The sequence below is a fragment of the Affinirhizobium capsici genome, from assembly GCF_977018625.1.
The window spans coordinates 145888-158902 of record NZ_CDRNXD010000007.1; the positions used below are offsets into that span (position 1 = coordinate 145888).

Below are 13015 nucleotides of genomic sequence, written 5' to 3' on the forward strand. Positions count from 1 at the left end.
ATTAGGCGTTGATCGCCGCGACGATCTTCTTGGCCGCATCGTCCAAGTCGTCAGCTGCCGTGATGGCAAGGCCAGATTCGTTCAGCAGCTTCTTGCCGAGTTCCACATTCGTGCCTTCCAGGCGAACAACGAGTGGAACCTTGAGGCCGACTTCCTTCACTGCGGCGATCACGCCTTCAGCGATAACGTCGCACTTCATGATGCCGCCGAAGATGTTGACGAGGATGCCCTCAACCTTCGGGTCCGCCGTGATGATCTTGAAGGCTGCTGCAACCTTCTCTTTGCCAGCGCCACCGCCGACGTCGCAGAAGTTTGCCGGCTCTTTGCCGTAGAGCTTGATGATGTCCATGGTCGCCATGGCAAGGCCCGCGCCGTTCACCATGCAGCCGATATTGCCATCGAGAGCAACGTAGGCGAGATCCCACTTGGAAGCTTCGATTTCCTTGGCATCTTCTTCGGTCTCGTCACGCAGTTCGCGCACGTCATCGTGGCGGAAAAGCGCGTTGCCGTCGAAGGATACCTTGGCATCGAGAACGCGCAGATTGCCATTGGTCATGACGATCAGCGGGTTGATTTCGAGAAGGGACATGTCCTTTTCGTTGAACGCCTTGTAGAGCGTCGGGAAAAGAGACTTGGCGTCTTCAGCGGCAGCAGCATCGAGCGCGAGAGCTGCGGAAATCTTTGCCACGTCATCAGCTGTCACGCCGGTTGCCGGGTCGATAGCGATGGTGTGGATTTTCTCAGGCGTGTCGTGCGCAACAGCTTCGATATCCATACCGCCTTCGGTGGATACGACGAAAGCAACGCGACCAACGGAGCGGTCAACCAGCAGCGAGCAGTAGAGTTCGCGGGCAATATCCGCACCGTCTTCGATGTAAAGACGGTTGACCTGCTTGCCAGCTTCGCCCGTCTGGGCCGTCACCAGCGTGTTGCCGAGCATATCCTTGGCATGTGCCACGACTTCGTCGATGGACTTCGCCAGGCGAACGCCGCCCTTCGCATCCGGGCCGAGTTCCTTGAACTTACCCTTACCGCGACCGCCAGCGTGGATCTGGCTCTTGACCACATAGAGCGGGCCGGGAAGCTGCTTTGCGGCAGCTTCAGCCTCTTCTACGGAATGGATCGCCACGCCTTTGGCGACCGGCGCGCCAAAGCCCTTCAACAGAGCTTTGGCCTGATATTCATGAATATTCATCGTCTGGTCCTTGGAATAGGGGGCCGCTTGGCGATTACTTCAGAGAAGGCGCAATGTTGGTGCAGGCTTCGCACAGACCAGCGACAGCACCGACCGACTTCTCGAACGCGGCCTTTTCATCATTATTGAGATCGATTTCGATGATGCGTTCAACACCACCAGCGCCGATCACGGTCGGAACGCCGACATACATGTCGTTGACGCCATACTGGCCGGAAAGGTGCGCGGCGCAAGGCAGAACGCGCTTCTTGTCCTTGAGGTAGGACTCAGCCATCTCAATGGCGGAAGCGGCAGGCGCGTAGTAGGCGGAGCCGGTCTTCAGGAGACCAACGATTTCCGCACCGCCATCACGCGTGCGCTGCACGATCTGCTCGAGACGCTCGGCAGTGACCCAGCCCATTTTGACGAGGTCGGTCAGCGGAATACCGGCAATCGTGGAATACCGTGCAAGCGGCACCATGGTGTCACCGTGGCCGCCGAGAACGAAAGCCGTGACGTCTTCAACGGAAACGTTGAATTCTTCGGACAGGAAAAGACGGAAGCGAGCAGAGTCCAGAACGCCAGCCATGCCGACAACCATGTTCTTCGGCAGGCCGGAGAACTTCTGCAAAGCCCAGACCATCGCGTCGAGCGGGTTGGTGATGCAGATGACGAATGCGTTCGGGGCGTATTTCTTGATGCCGGCGCCGACCTGCTCCATGACCTTCAGGTTGATGCCGAGAAGATCGTCGCGGCTCATACCAGGCTTGCGGGCAACGCCAGCGGTGACGATGCAAACATCAGCACCTTCGATTGCGGCGTAATCGCTCGCGCCAGAAAGCTTGGCATTGAAGCCCTCAACCGGACCGGACTGGGCAATATCCAGACCTTTGCCCTGGGGAACGCCGTCCGCAATATCGAACAGAACGATATCGCCGAGTTCCTTAAGGCTGGCCAGGTGAGCCAGCGTACCGCCAATCATGCCAGAGCCGATAAGTGCAATCTTCTTGCGAGCCATTGAGAAGTTTCCTCTCTTTCGAAGGCGTGGTCGGCATCAATCCTGTCGACCAATCTGGGCACATCGCATAGCTCTACTTGCTGAAAATGGCAATCGATTCTTTTGTCGCTAATCTTTTCAATCGGTTAAAGCATCAATATCTTACGTAAACGTAAGACATTGCGTCATCAATCTGTCAGGCAGCGGGATGTTTTTCTTGATGAAGCGCCAGATAGTCAGGGCTGCGCATCTCGAAAAGGCGTGAGGCTGTACGGTCAAACTCGAAACCTTCGGTCCCGTTCCGCTCCAAGAGCAATTCTTCCGGTGATGCCTGCGCGGATATAACCACACGAATGGTGCGATCGTAGAATGCATCAATGAGATTAATGAAACGCTTAGTTTCATTTCGCTTATTTAGGCCCATCTGCGGCACCCGCTCAATGAACACAGTGTCAAAGCGGTTTGCTATTTCGAGGTAGTCTGCGGCTCCGAGCGGTTTCTCGCATAAATCGGAAAATGAGAAGCGAGCGGCTGTGCCGAACGCAAACGGAACCGTAATGCTTCGTCCTTTGCGTGGTATCTCTGCAGGCTCGCCTTTGTGACCGCCCGTCACTTGTTGCCAGGCCTTCTCCAGGGCGGCGTCGGTCGCATCATTCAGTGGTGTCAGATACACGGGCAGGCTGGCATGTTTCTCCATGCGGTAATCGGTGGGTGAATCAAGCGTCACCACCTGCACATACTGCTTCAAAAGGTCCAGAAAAGGTAGAAAGAGAGACCGGTTGAGGCCTTCGCGGTAGAGATTATCCGGCGCAACGTTCGATGTGGCCACCAGCACGCAACCCAGACGGAAGAGTTCTGTAAAGAGCCGGCCGAGAATCATGGCATCGGCAATGTCGGTGACCGAGAACTCATCAAAGCAAAGAAGTTCGGCTTCCGCAAACAGACTGGCCGCCACGGGGGGAACAGGATCGGTCTCTTTCGTTTCGCCAGCCTTCAATTTCTGTCGGTGCGCATGAATGCGCCCATGAACATCGGCCATGAATTCATGGAAATGGCATCGGCGTTTTGCTGCCACGGGCGCCTTGCTAAAGAACATGTCCATCAGCATGGTTTTGCCGCGGCCAACCGAGCCGTAAATATAAAGGCCCCTGATGTCTTTATCGGCCGTCTTGCGCTTTGCACCGAACAGCCAGCCCAGCGCGCTGGACTTCTTAGCAGGCACTTTCTCGCGCAAGGATGCGAGCACTTTGTCGAGCGCATTGGACACAGCCATCTGCGCCGGATCAGCCTGAAGCGTACCGGCCGCATTGAGCGCTGTCAGCTCATCACTGACACTGAACTTGAAATCGGGAAGAGATGCCATGGATAAATACCTGCGGCAGGGGCCCGCTTCATAGGAAAAGTCAAAAGCGGGAGAAGGGAGACGCAGAAAATTGCGTCATTTGGTCAATCACGACTGCATCGTGATTTTGAACGGTGCAGCTTTTTCGATCTGCACCGTCGTCGAAATTCGGCTGTTTACGCTTAGCGGCTAAGGCTAAGCTGCTGGCCGGAGCCTGTGGTGCCGTCATAGCGGGTATCGGCGCTCTTATAAACGCGGCCGATCACATCACCATTGCGGTTCTTGAAGAGAACCGTCTTGCCGGATACTTCCCAGGAACCCATGGTCGTCAACTCGCCAACGCAACCACGTGTACCACCGCGCGAGCCGCTTCCAAGGTTCGTCAGCGTCAGGAACATATCGCAACTGGTTCCCGCAGCGTTCACACGCCAATTGCCGACCAGCGCATCCTTGGACACATCCATGGCCGTCGCGGGCTCAGCACCGCCACCCGGAGGCAGAGACGCCATCTGCGTGCCGCCATTGTTAGGGGCAGCAGGAAACTGCGAAGCGTTTGCGCCGCCAGGTGCAGGCAACTGGTTCGATTGAACGGATGGTACCGGCTGCGCTTGCAGCGGCGCTGGACCTGGCAGATTTGTGTAAGGGCTGGAAGATGTCCGCTGGCAACCGGCCAAAGCCATCGTCATCGCAATGCCGGTTACCACATATTTGAACTGCATCATAAAGCTCCCGCTTTCCACTTCTGCACGACTATCACCTGCCGGTGCAGCCGAATTATCGCCAAGGACCATGCCAAATCAAGCCAAGGAACACAAATGGACCTTGGTGTGAAGGTTCTGACCGCGCAGATGGAACACATCTGCGCGAGGTCAAGCGATCATTCATCGCTAGATACGGCGCTCGATCATCATCTTCTTGATTTCAGCAATGGCCTTGGCCGGGTTCAGACCCTTTGGACAGGTCTGGGCGCAGTTCATGATCGTGTGGCAACGATAGAGGCGGAAGGGATCTTCCAGGTTGTCCAAGCGCTCACCCTTTGCTTCGTCACGGCTGTCGATCAGCCAGCGATAGGCCTGAAGCAGAACTGCTGGACCGAGGTAACGGTCACCGTTCCACCAGTAGGAGGGACAGGAGGTGGAGCAGCAGGCGCAGAGAATGCACTCATAAAGGCCGTCCAGCTTCAGACGGTCGTCATGGCTCTGCTTCCACTCCTTGGCAGGCGTTGGAGAAACCGTCTTCAGCCACGGCTCGATGGAACGGTGCTGGGCGTAGAAATTGGTGAGATCGGGAACGAGATCCTTCACGACTGGCATATGCGGCAGTGGGTAGATCTTCACCGTGCCGTTGATGTCTTCCATGCCCTTGGTGCAAGCGAGCGTGTTGGAGCCATCAATGTTCATGGCGCAGGAACCGCAAATGCCTTCGCGGCACGAGCGGCGCAACGTCAAGGTCGGATCCACCTTGTTCTTGATGTAGAGAAGCGCATCCAGCACCATCGGACCGCAATCATCGACATCCACATAATAGGTATCGATCCGCGGGTTCTGGCCGTCATCCGGATTCCAGCGGTAAATACGGAATTCCCGCACATTCGCGGCACCCGTCGGCTTTGGCCAGACCTTGCCTTCGGTCATCTGGGAGTTTTTGGGGAGAGCGAGTTCAACCATTTCTGGACCTTCGATCCTCGGCGGTTACCGCCTTGCTGTTTACCTTGTTATAGTCATCCGGCGCCCATTGCGCCATCGTCGCATTCATCAATCGCATTGGCCGCCCATCACAGGCTGACCAGAGGAGAGCCAGCCGCTCCCGCATTCGTCGCAGCGCCGTCCAGACGGACCGTCCTGGAAGCTTCGGTCCAGCCGCCTTCTTCGCCTCACGGGTCGTGGCAATCACGCTTGCCGCACCGGATTGCATAACAACCCAAGGCGCAACATCCATGACCTTCAGGCCATGCCAAGCCGGTGACCAGAGGAAGTCGTCCGGCGGCATCAGAACCTTGCCCACCCTCGCCAAGAGCTTTTCCGCAGCACTTCGCGTTATGAGATAGGCCGCGGAACCGGAACATGGTCGAAGTGATCGAACCAGCTCCCGATCACCAATCCCTGCAACATGAATAGCCTTTCGGGCGCCTGGCTTATCGATGCCCTCAAGCTTCACGACGGTGTCCTTCAGGCCTTCTTGCCCTATCAGGTCTTCAATCGCCGATTGGAAACCCGCCTGCGGAACGGCATCGTCTTCCAGAACAATGGCGAACTCGAAATCCGATGCCAGAAACGCGCGCCAAGCCAGAACATGTCCGGCAAAGCAGGCCTCCTCCGTCAGCATGAACAACCGGTTGCGATGCACGTTCCACCCCACGCCAAGCGGAGGATGGCGCATTTCGAGCCCACGCACGGCTAAGACGTCTTCAGGCTGCTTGCGCGCATCGATGCCCGCAACACGCTGCAGCGGCCATGGCAGATCGCCGAATCCTTTGACGATTTCATCCCACCGATCTGGAGACCGATCGAGATTAATCGCAAAAAGGCCGAGCGGCCTCCCACCAGGAGCGTTTTTCACCAATCCGGGGTGGGCGACCACATTGCTCATCGATCAGTACACGCGTGCCTTCGGCGCGATCTTGGATAGCTCTATACCGTCCGCGATCAAGTCGGTGTGCACCGGACGGTAGTCCAGCTTCACGTTGCCTGCCTCGCCAACCCAGGCAAGCGTATGCTTGCGCCAGTTTTCGTCGTCGCGACCACCCATTTCGCCGTCTTTGTAGTCTTCGCGAGCATGGGCACCACGGCTTTCCTTGCGGGCCTCGGCGCTGAACACCGTGGTAATCGCGTTCGCCATCAGGTTCTGCAATTCCAGCGTTTCAACCAGATCGGAGTTCCAGATCATCGAACGGTCGGTGACCTTCGTATCCTTCATCTCGCCCCAGATTTCCGTCAGGCGCTGGCAACCACTTTCGAGCGATTCCTGCGTACGGAATACAGCAGCGTCTTCCTGCATGGCGCGCTGCATCTTGTCGCGCAGTACAGCCGTTGGTGTTCCACCGGCAGCATGACGCAGACCGTCGAAGCGATCCATGATCTTGTCGCAGGCAGCGGTGTTGAGTGCCGGAACCGGAGAGTCGCGGTCGATCACCTGGGCAGCGCGGATGGCTGCTGCACGACCGAAGACCACGAGGTCGATCAGCGAGTTGGAACCCAGACGGTTTGCGCCGTGAACCGATGCGCAACCGGCTTCACCCACTGCCATCAGGCCGGGCAGAATGCGATCCGGGTTATTGGCATCAGCGTTCAGCACTTCGCCCCAATAGTTGGTCGGAATACCGCCCATGTTGTAGTGAACCGTCGGCAGAACCGGGATAGGCTCGCGCGTCACATCAACACCTGCAAAGATCTTGGCACTTTCCGAAATGCCCGGCAGACGCTCATGCAGAACAGCTGGATCGAGGTGATCGAGATGCAGGAAGATGTGATCCTTGTTCTTGCCAACGCCACGGCCTTCGCGAATTTCCATCGTCATGCAGCGGGATACAACGTCACGCGACGCCAGATCCTTGGCAGATGGGGCATAACGCTCCATGAAGCGCTCGCCTTCGGAGTTGACCAGATAGCCGCCTTCGCCACGCGCACCTTCCGTAATCAGGCAGCCTGAGCCGTAGATGCCGGTGGGGTGGAACTGGACGAATTCCATGTCCTGCAGCGGGAAGCCGGCGCGTGCCACCATGCCGCCGCCATCGCCCGTGCAGGTATGCGCGGAAGTAGCGGAGAAATAGGCGCGACCGTAGCCGCCCGTTGCCAGAACGACCATCTTCGCAGCAAAGCGGTGAATCGTGCCGTCATCGAGATTCCAGGCGACGACGCCGGTGCAGCGGCCGTCATCGGACATGATGAGGTCGAGCGCGAAATATTCAATGAAGAATTCGGCGTTGTTCTTCAGCGACTGGCCATAGAGCGTGTGGAGAATGGCGTGGCCCGTACGGTCGGCAGCAGCACAGGTGCGCTGAACCGGAGGGCCGGCACCGAAGTTCTGCATGTGGCCGCCGAATGGGCGCTGATAGATCTTGCCTTCGTCGTTACGAGAGAACGGCACGCCGTAATGCTCAAGCTCATAGACCGCCTTTGGCGCTTCCATGACCATGTACTGCATGGCGTCAACGTCGCCCAGCCAGTCGGAACCCTTCACGGTATCGTAAAGGTGCCACTGCCAGCTATCCGGCGTCATGTTCTGCAGGGAAGCTGCAATGCCACCCTGCGCTGCAACCGTGTGCGAACGGGTGGGGAAAACCTTGGTGATGCAGGCGGTCTTGAAGCCTTGCTCGGCCATGCCGAGTGTCGCTCTCAGACCAGCGCCGCCGGCACCGACTACGATAACGTCGTAGGAGTGATCGACATAGGTATAGGCCTTGCCGTTCTGAGCGATGGGAGTGATCGATGCCATGGAATGTTATCCTGCGAATGCAATCTTCAGGGCAGCGAAAAGACAGAGCCCGCCGGCCAGAAGCGAAAAGAAGGAATTGAGCACCAGAAGCGCAAACTTCGTGGTTTCGGTGTGGATGTAATCCTGAATGATCTCTTCCATACCGAGCTTCATATGCACGATGCTGGCAATGATCGTCAGCGCATTGATCGTCGCAATGAACGGGTTCGAAAGCGCCGAAACAACATCCGCATAAGGCTTGCCCGCATACATGATGAGGAAGACCACGTAGAACAGCATGAGCGGAACGAGCGCGAGCGATGTTGTCCGCACTTTCCAGAAGTGGTCGGTACCGCTTTTGGCGGAACCCAGGCCACGAACCTTGCCGAGGGGAGTACGCATATCCATCAATGTTCTCCTCAACGAACGATCAGAACGACGATCCACACAAGGACAGTCAGCGCAATCGAAGCAACCAGGTTGGCCTTGGCGAGCTTGGTCGAGAATTCTTTCTCGAACCCATAGCCCAGATCCCACATAATGTGGCGAAGACCACCCAGAAGGTGATGCAGCATGGCCCAGGTGTAGCCGAACAGAATGATCTGTCCTACGAGGGAACCAAAGAACCAGTTCACATAGTTGAATGCTTCTTCCCCGGATGCGGCGGCAATCAGCCAAGCCGCAACCAGCACCGTGCCGAAATACAATGCGCCGCCGGTAATGCGGTGAACAATCGACATGGCCATGGTGGGGATGAAACGATAAACTTGAAGATGCGGCGACAGAGGCCGCTTATTTGTCACATTCGCCATCATATCCTCGCGGCGTTCGGTGCGCGGTTTGATACGGGCGCGCTCCCGGCAATGCACTCTGCCGAAGATATGTGCATTGCATCATAGGGTGATTTACCTACGGCTCGGCAATATCACAAGCCAATTCAAGAAGGATTTTAAATTTAATCGATTGTGAAACCACATCTCATCGTGGTGAAATTTTTGTTTGCGCGACGAACAGTTCTTTTGCTTGCTTGAGAGAACCAATTATCAATAAATGGCGTTAACCTTCTCTTAACCATACGAGAGAGATGTCGCCATGATGGCCGTATCGCGTAAAATTGCCGCAACCTCGCTTTTTCTGCTGTTGGGCTGTGCCCCGATGGGTCACGCGGAAGGTTTTTCATCCGGTGGGCCAAATACCGTGACGCGCTCCGTTAGCAGCCATCATGAATTTCGCCAAAGAGGCTATCACGACGCCCGAGGCAATGAGCATCACGGAGGCCATTATGGTCGAAGCAAAGGATACCGCCCTGATATCGTCGGCGGAGATGGCATCCCATCCTATGTGAGGGGCCTTGGAACATTTGCTGGTGATCAAGCTGTCGCCCGCTTTCCGCGCAATGGCATCTATTACAGCGCTCAGGCCTTTGCCTCTACCACCCTGCTCCCTCAAACAATCAATGTCCTAGCGCCGAAAGCCAAGGTCATCGTGGTTGATCCATCCTTTGAAGTCGCAAATCCAAAATCCGGCTGCACCATGGAGCACGGCGTTTGCGTCATTCGCGGCGCACCGTAGCATCACCTCTTGAAGCGCCACACAGTCGTGCGCTTAACCTCTGAATCTTCCAATGCGCGAGTTACCGGCACTTCATAGCTCGCCAGACATTCCAAACGATCCTTTGGCAGATAATACCGTCCGGGATCACCCACGATTACATCCACGCCGCTCTCGACCAGCTTGCCGAACCATCTCACGAGAGTGGCAGCGAAGTCCCTGTCGTAGAACACGTCTCCGGCCAGCACCACCTCGCAGGCCAGCGGTGTGTCAACGAGATCACTGCCGTTGAATGCGACAGAAACCTCATTCGCGTCAGCGTTCAGTTGCACGGCGTGGGCAGCCCAGGGATCGATATCGGCGGCCAGAACGTGGGCGGCACCCGCCTTGGCGGCTGCAATTGCCACCAAACCCGAACCAGTGGCAAAATCCAGCACCCGCTTGCCCGCAACCAATTGCGGGTGATCAAGGATATAGCGGGAAAGCCCCTGCCCTCCCGCCCAGGCGAAGGCCCAGAATGGCGGCGGCAGGCCAATCATCTCCAGCTCTTCCTCCGTCTTCTGCCACAGGTCATGTGCCTCATCCGCCAGATGCAACCGGATTTCCGGCACATGCGGCGGAGAGGTAAGCGCCGTATTGGCACGGATGAAGGAAACGGGTTCAGTTTTCAGGATTGGCCCCTATTTTGGAGAGCGAGGTGGATTGTCGAGCCCGCCCATGCGGCACACTTCGAGATATTCCTCTTCCGTCACAGGCTGAACAGAGAGACGCATGGACGTGACCAAAGACATCTTTTCAAGCTTGGGGTTGGCCTTGATGTCTTTGAGCGAAACGGGCTTTGGCATGTCGCAGACGGCACGAATATCCACGCAATCCCAACGCTGATCGCCTTCTGCCGTGGAATCCGGGTGGGAAAGCGCGCACACTTCCGTGATGCCCACCACATCCAAGCCTTCATTCGAGTGATAGAAGAATCCCTTATCGCCAATCTTCATGGCCCGCATGTTGTTGCGTGCCAGATAGTTGCGAACGCCGGTCCACTCCTCGCCCACCTCACCCTTGGCCTTCTGCATCTCCCAGGACCATTTGAAGGGCTCGGATTTATAAAGCCAGTAAGCCATGGCTCATCACGCTCCCGGCTTATTGAAGACCCAGTTATAGGGCTTCACTTCAACCTTCTCGAACAGGCCTGCCTTTGTGTAAGGGTCGGCATCGGCAATCGCCTGTGCTTCTTCCAGGGTTTCCGTCTCAACGATCACGAGGCTGCCATTCGGCTTGCCCTCACCATCCAGAAACGGGCCTGCCATCTTCAAAATGCCTTTTTCATTCAAGGCATTCAGGTGGTCTACATGCGCCGGGCGTGTCTCCATGCGCACATTCAAATGGCCGGGCTTATCGGTGCAGAGGAAGGCAAACAGTGCCATACCGCAAATCTCCTGTTTTGATTTTATTCCGTGGTGATGGGCCGAGACATCAACTGCTCCAGAGCCGTTGCAACGTCCAGCCGCCCTTCGATGATGGCCGCCACCGCATCGGTTATGGGAAGCTCGACGTGGTGACGCTCTGCGAGATCAGATGCAATGGCTGCTGTAAATGCGCCTTCGACCAGCGCTCCGCCAGCCATGGCAGCTGGATGACCTTGGCCCAGCGAAATGCCAAAGCGCAGGTTGCGCGATTGATGGCTGGTGCCGGTGAGAACCAAATCGCCCAGCCCGGAAAGTCCGCGAATAGTATCGCCTCGACCGCCAAGCGCCTCCGCCAGGCGAGACATTTCTGCAAGGCCACGCGAAATGAGGGCGGCGCGGGCGGATTCACCAAGCCCCGCGCCCTCGGCGATACCGCACGCAATGGCCAGCACGTTTTTTAACGCCCCGCCAAGCTGCACCCCCACCGGATCAGCAGAAGCATAGAGTCGGAAGGTCCGCCCGGAAATCACGCGCGCCAGCCGCTCCGCCACCGTTTGATCGGCAGAAGCTACCGCCATGGCAGTGGGCAGACCGCGTGCGATATCTGCCGCAAAACCAGGGCCGGAAAGAACACCCACTGTCAGGTGCGGCAATTCCCGGTTCAACACCTCCGTCAACAGGCGGCCGCTCGAGCGTTCAATGCCCTTGGCGCAGGATACCAGAACGGTTTCCTTAGCCAGGTAAGGACCGTAATGGCGAGCCGCATCCGCATGGGCCTGCGAGGGCATGGCAAACAACACCACGCTCGCCTCTTCCAGAGCGTCCGGCTCAGCGGAAAAACTCAAGCTGTCTGGAAGCCCTACTCCTGGCAGGGCTGCATCATGAACCCGGTCATTGCGCAGATCCGCCATCAGCGAAGGATCACGCCCAATCAGGGTCACCGGCACGCGGCCCTCAAGTGCAATCACGGTGGCAAGCGCGGTTCCGAAGGCACCAGCACCAACAACAACGACAGCCTCATGTCCGCTCATGCCTTTGCTCCTCGTTTTCCCGATCCGATCAAGGCTGCCGCATCCTGGTCCAGCGGCCAGCGAGACCGTGGCGCAACCGATATGGAATCCTCCGGCAGACCCGCCGCCATGCGTTCAAGACCTGCCCACGCAATCATGGCAGCATTATCGGTGCAAAGACGAATGGGCGGCGCGATGAAGCGAAAACGATGCTGATCGCATAGCTCTTGCAAAGTTGCGCGAAGAACCTGATTGGCCGCAACACCACCAGCCACCACCAGCGCTGGTGCCTGAAGTGTCGGGTAACGCTCCTGAAAACGCGCCAGCCCTCTTCCGATCCGGTCCTTCAATGTGCGGGAAATCGCCCTCTGGAACGAGGCACAAATATCAGCAATGTCCTGTTCGGTCAGCGGCTGAATGGCCGTTGCCGCCTGCCTGACTGCCGTCTTCAAGCCGGAGAAGGAAAAGTCCAAACGGCTTTCACCCACGAGAGGCCGGGGAAAATCAAAGCGGCTGGCATCACCTGTTCGAGCCGCCTTCTCAACCGCCGGGCCACCTGGATAGGGAAGACCCAGAAGCTTGGCCGTCTTATCGAAAGCTTCGCCCAGAGCATCGTCTATGGTCGTTCCCCAGCGCTCATAATCGCCAACGCCCTTAACCAGCACCAGCTGGGTATGACCGCCGGAAACGAGCAGCATCAGATAGGGAAATTGCAGACCATCCGTCAGACGCGCGGTCAAGGCATGTCCTTCGAGGTGATTGATCGCATAGAGCGGCTTTCCCGCCGCCATGGCAATCGCCTTGCCGGTCATCAGCCCAACCAACAATCCGCCGATCAGACCGGGGCCAGAAGTGGCCGCAACGGCATCGACATCCTGAACCGTCAACCCCGCCTCGGCCAGCGCCTGATGGATCAGGCCATCCAGCGCTTCCACATGGGCGCGGGCTGCGATTTCCGGTACCACGCCGCCAAAAGCACTGTGTTCTTCCAGCTGCGACAAAACGACATCGGAGACGATCTCCCCGGTCCCATCTTCATGGCGAAGAACCACGGAAGCGGCGGTTTCATCGCAGCTTGTTTCAATGCCGAGAATGCGAATTGGACGGGTCATGGCAGGGCCG

Annotated in this window: 15 protein-coding genes; 1 reads left to right on the forward strand and 14 read right to left on the reverse strand. The window is 57.4% G+C overall.

From position 1 onward, the window contains the following. Position 1 precedes the first annotated feature (1 nt). The 9 genes from sucC to sdhC form a co-directional block, all read right to left on the reverse strand. The gene (gene sucC / locus AC0JZ1_RS18880) at positions 2-1195 is read right to left on the reverse strand and encodes an ADP-forming succinate--CoA ligase subunit beta (protein ID WP_471883986.1); all 1194 of its coding nucleotides are present in this window, start codon (positions 1193-1195) and stop codon (positions 2-4) included. Positions 1196-1229: 34 nt separating this feature from the next. Continuing rightward, on the reverse strand, positions 1230-2192 hold the full coding sequence (gene mdh / locus AC0JZ1_RS18885) for a malate dehydrogenase (RefSeq protein WP_471883987.1): 963 nt from the start codon (positions 2190-2192) through the stop codon (positions 1230-1232). A 175-nt stretch (positions 2193-2367) separates the two neighbouring features. Next, a complete protein-coding gene (gene zapE / locus AC0JZ1_RS18890) occupies positions 2368-3534 on the reverse strand; it encodes a cell division protein ZapE (protein WP_471883988.1) in 1167 nt (388 codons plus the stop codon). A gap of 161 nt (positions 3535-3695) precedes the next feature. Next, positions 3696-4232 carry a protease inhibitor Inh/omp19 family protein gene (locus AC0JZ1_RS18895; RefSeq protein ID WP_471884181.1) on the reverse strand — a complete coding sequence of 179 codons (537 nt, stop codon included), beginning with the start codon at positions 4230-4232 and terminating at the stop codon, positions 3696-3698. A gap of 168 nt (positions 4233-4400) precedes the next feature. Then, on the reverse strand, positions 4401-5180 hold the full coding sequence (locus AC0JZ1_RS18900; RefSeq protein WP_471883989.1) for a succinate dehydrogenase iron-sulfur subunit: 780 nt from the start codon (positions 5178-5180) through the stop codon (positions 4401-4403). Next, positions 5173-6102: a glycosyltransferase family 25 protein gene (locus tag AC0JZ1_RS18905; protein WP_471883990.1), complete on the reverse strand. Its 930-nt coding sequence runs from the start codon at positions 6100-6102 to the stop codon at positions 5173-5175. Before AC0JZ1_RS18905 ends, AC0JZ1_RS18900 begins: the two co-directional genes overlap by 8 nt. 3 nt (positions 6103-6105) lie before the next feature. Beyond that, positions 6106-7947 (reverse strand): succinate dehydrogenase flavoprotein subunit, encoded by a 1842-nt coding sequence (gene sdhA / locus AC0JZ1_RS18910; RefSeq protein ID WP_471883991.1) that lies wholly within the window; start codon positions 7945-7947, stop codon positions 6106-6108. 6 nt (positions 7948-7953) lie between these two features. Next, positions 7954-8334 carry a succinate dehydrogenase, hydrophobic membrane anchor protein gene (gene sdhD, locus AC0JZ1_RS18915; RefSeq protein WP_471883992.1) on the reverse strand — a complete coding sequence of 127 codons (381 nt, stop codon included), beginning with the start codon at positions 8332-8334 and terminating at the stop codon, positions 7954-7956. 11 nt (positions 8335-8345) lie between these two features. Next, a complete protein-coding gene (sdhC, locus tag AC0JZ1_RS18920) occupies positions 8346-8738 on the reverse strand; it encodes a succinate dehydrogenase, cytochrome b556 subunit (RefSeq protein WP_471883993.1) in 393 nt (130 codons plus the stop codon). Positions 8739-9018: 280 nt separating this feature from the next. On the opposite strand from sdhC, the gene AC0JZ1_RS18925 reads away from it, so the two are divergent. Then, positions 9019-9498: a hypothetical protein gene (locus AC0JZ1_RS18925; RefSeq protein ID WP_471883994.1), complete on the forward strand. Its 480-nt coding sequence runs from the start codon at positions 9019-9021 to the stop codon at positions 9496-9498. A 2-nt stretch (positions 9499-9500) separates the two neighbouring features. Here the strand turns inward: AC0JZ1_RS18925 and AC0JZ1_RS18930 are convergent, their stop codons facing one another. The 5 genes from AC0JZ1_RS18930 to tsaD are packed head-to-tail and all read right to left on the reverse strand — an operon-like array spanning position 9501 to position 13005. Next, a complete protein-coding gene (locus AC0JZ1_RS18930; RefSeq protein ID WP_471884182.1) occupies positions 9501-10148 on the reverse strand; it encodes a class I SAM-dependent methyltransferase in 648 nt (215 codons plus the stop codon). A gap of 9 nt (positions 10149-10157) precedes the next feature. Beyond that, complete coding sequence (locus tag AC0JZ1_RS18935) at positions 10158-10598, reverse strand: EVE domain-containing protein (RefSeq protein ID WP_471883995.1); 441 nt, start codon at positions 10596-10598, stop codon at positions 10158-10160. A gap of 6 nt (positions 10599-10604) precedes the next feature. Further along, complete coding sequence (locus AC0JZ1_RS18940; protein WP_471883996.1) at positions 10605-10901, reverse strand: YciI-like protein; 297 nt, start codon at positions 10899-10901, stop codon at positions 10605-10607. A gap of 23 nt (positions 10902-10924) precedes the next feature. Then, complete coding sequence (locus AC0JZ1_RS18945) at positions 10925-11914, reverse strand: NAD(P)H-dependent glycerol-3-phosphate dehydrogenase (RefSeq protein WP_471883997.1); 990 nt, start codon at positions 11912-11914, stop codon at positions 10925-10927. Further along, positions 11911-13005, reverse strand: a complete 1095-nt coding sequence (gene tsaD / locus AC0JZ1_RS18950) for a tRNA (adenosine(37)-N6)-threonylcarbamoyltransferase complex transferase subunit TsaD (protein WP_471883998.1) — start codon at positions 13003-13005, stop codon at positions 11911-11913. Before tsaD ends, AC0JZ1_RS18945 begins: the two co-directional genes overlap by 4 nt. Between the last annotated feature and the right edge of the window lie 10 nt (positions 13006-13015).

Excerpts from the sequence above, each read along its gene's own strand:
- sucC (WP_471883986.1), bottom strand. The coding sequence starts at position 1,195 with ATGAATATTCATGAATATCAGGCCAAAGCTCTGTTGAAGGGCTTTGGC.
- mdh (WP_471883987.1), bottom strand. The coding sequence starts at position 2,192 with ATGGCTCGCAAGAAGATTGCACTTATCGGCTCTGGCATGATTGGCGGT.
- zapE (WP_471883988.1), bottom strand. The coding sequence starts at position 3,534 with ATGGCATCTCTTCCCGATTTCAAGTTCAGTGTCAGTGATGAGCTGACA.
- AC0JZ1_RS18895 (WP_471884181.1), bottom strand. The coding sequence starts at position 4,232 with ATGCAGTTCAAATATGTGGTAACCGGCATTGCGATGACGATGGCTTTG.
- AC0JZ1_RS18900 (WP_471883989.1), bottom strand. The coding sequence starts at position 5,180 with ATGGTTGAACTCGCTCTCCCCAAAAACTCCCAGATGACCGAAGGCAAG.
- AC0JZ1_RS18905 (WP_471883990.1), bottom strand. The coding sequence starts at position 6,102 with ATGAGCAATGTGGTCGCCCACCCCGGATTGGTGAAAAACGCTCCTGGT.
- sdhA (WP_471883991.1), bottom strand. The coding sequence starts at position 7,947 with ATGGCATCGATCACTCCCATCGCTCAGAACGGCAAGGCCTATACCTAT.
- sdhD (WP_471883992.1), bottom strand. The coding sequence starts at position 8,334 with ATGGATATGCGTACTCCCCTCGGCAAGGTTCGTGGCCTGGGTTCCGCC.
- sdhC (WP_471883993.1), bottom strand. The coding sequence starts at position 8,738 with ATGGCGAATGTGACAAATAAGCGGCCTCTGTCGCCGCATCTTCAAGTT.
- AC0JZ1_RS18925 (WP_471883994.1), top strand. The coding sequence starts at position 9,019 with ATGATGGCCGTATCGCGTAAAATTGCCGCAACCTCGCTTTTTCTGCTG.
- AC0JZ1_RS18935 (WP_471883995.1), bottom strand. The coding sequence starts at position 10,598 with ATGGCTTACTGGCTTTATAAATCCGAGCCCTTCAAATGGTCCTGGGAG.
- AC0JZ1_RS18940 (WP_471883996.1), bottom strand. The coding sequence starts at position 10,901 with ATGGCACTGTTTGCCTTCCTCTGCACCGATAAGCCCGGCCATTTGAAT.
- AC0JZ1_RS18945 (WP_471883997.1), bottom strand. The coding sequence starts at position 11,914 with ATGAGCGGACATGAGGCTGTCGTTGTTGTTGGTGCTGGTGCCTTCGGA.
- tsaD (WP_471883998.1), bottom strand. The coding sequence starts at position 13,005 with ATGACCCGTCCAATTCGCATTCTCGGCATTGAAACAAGCTGCGATGAA.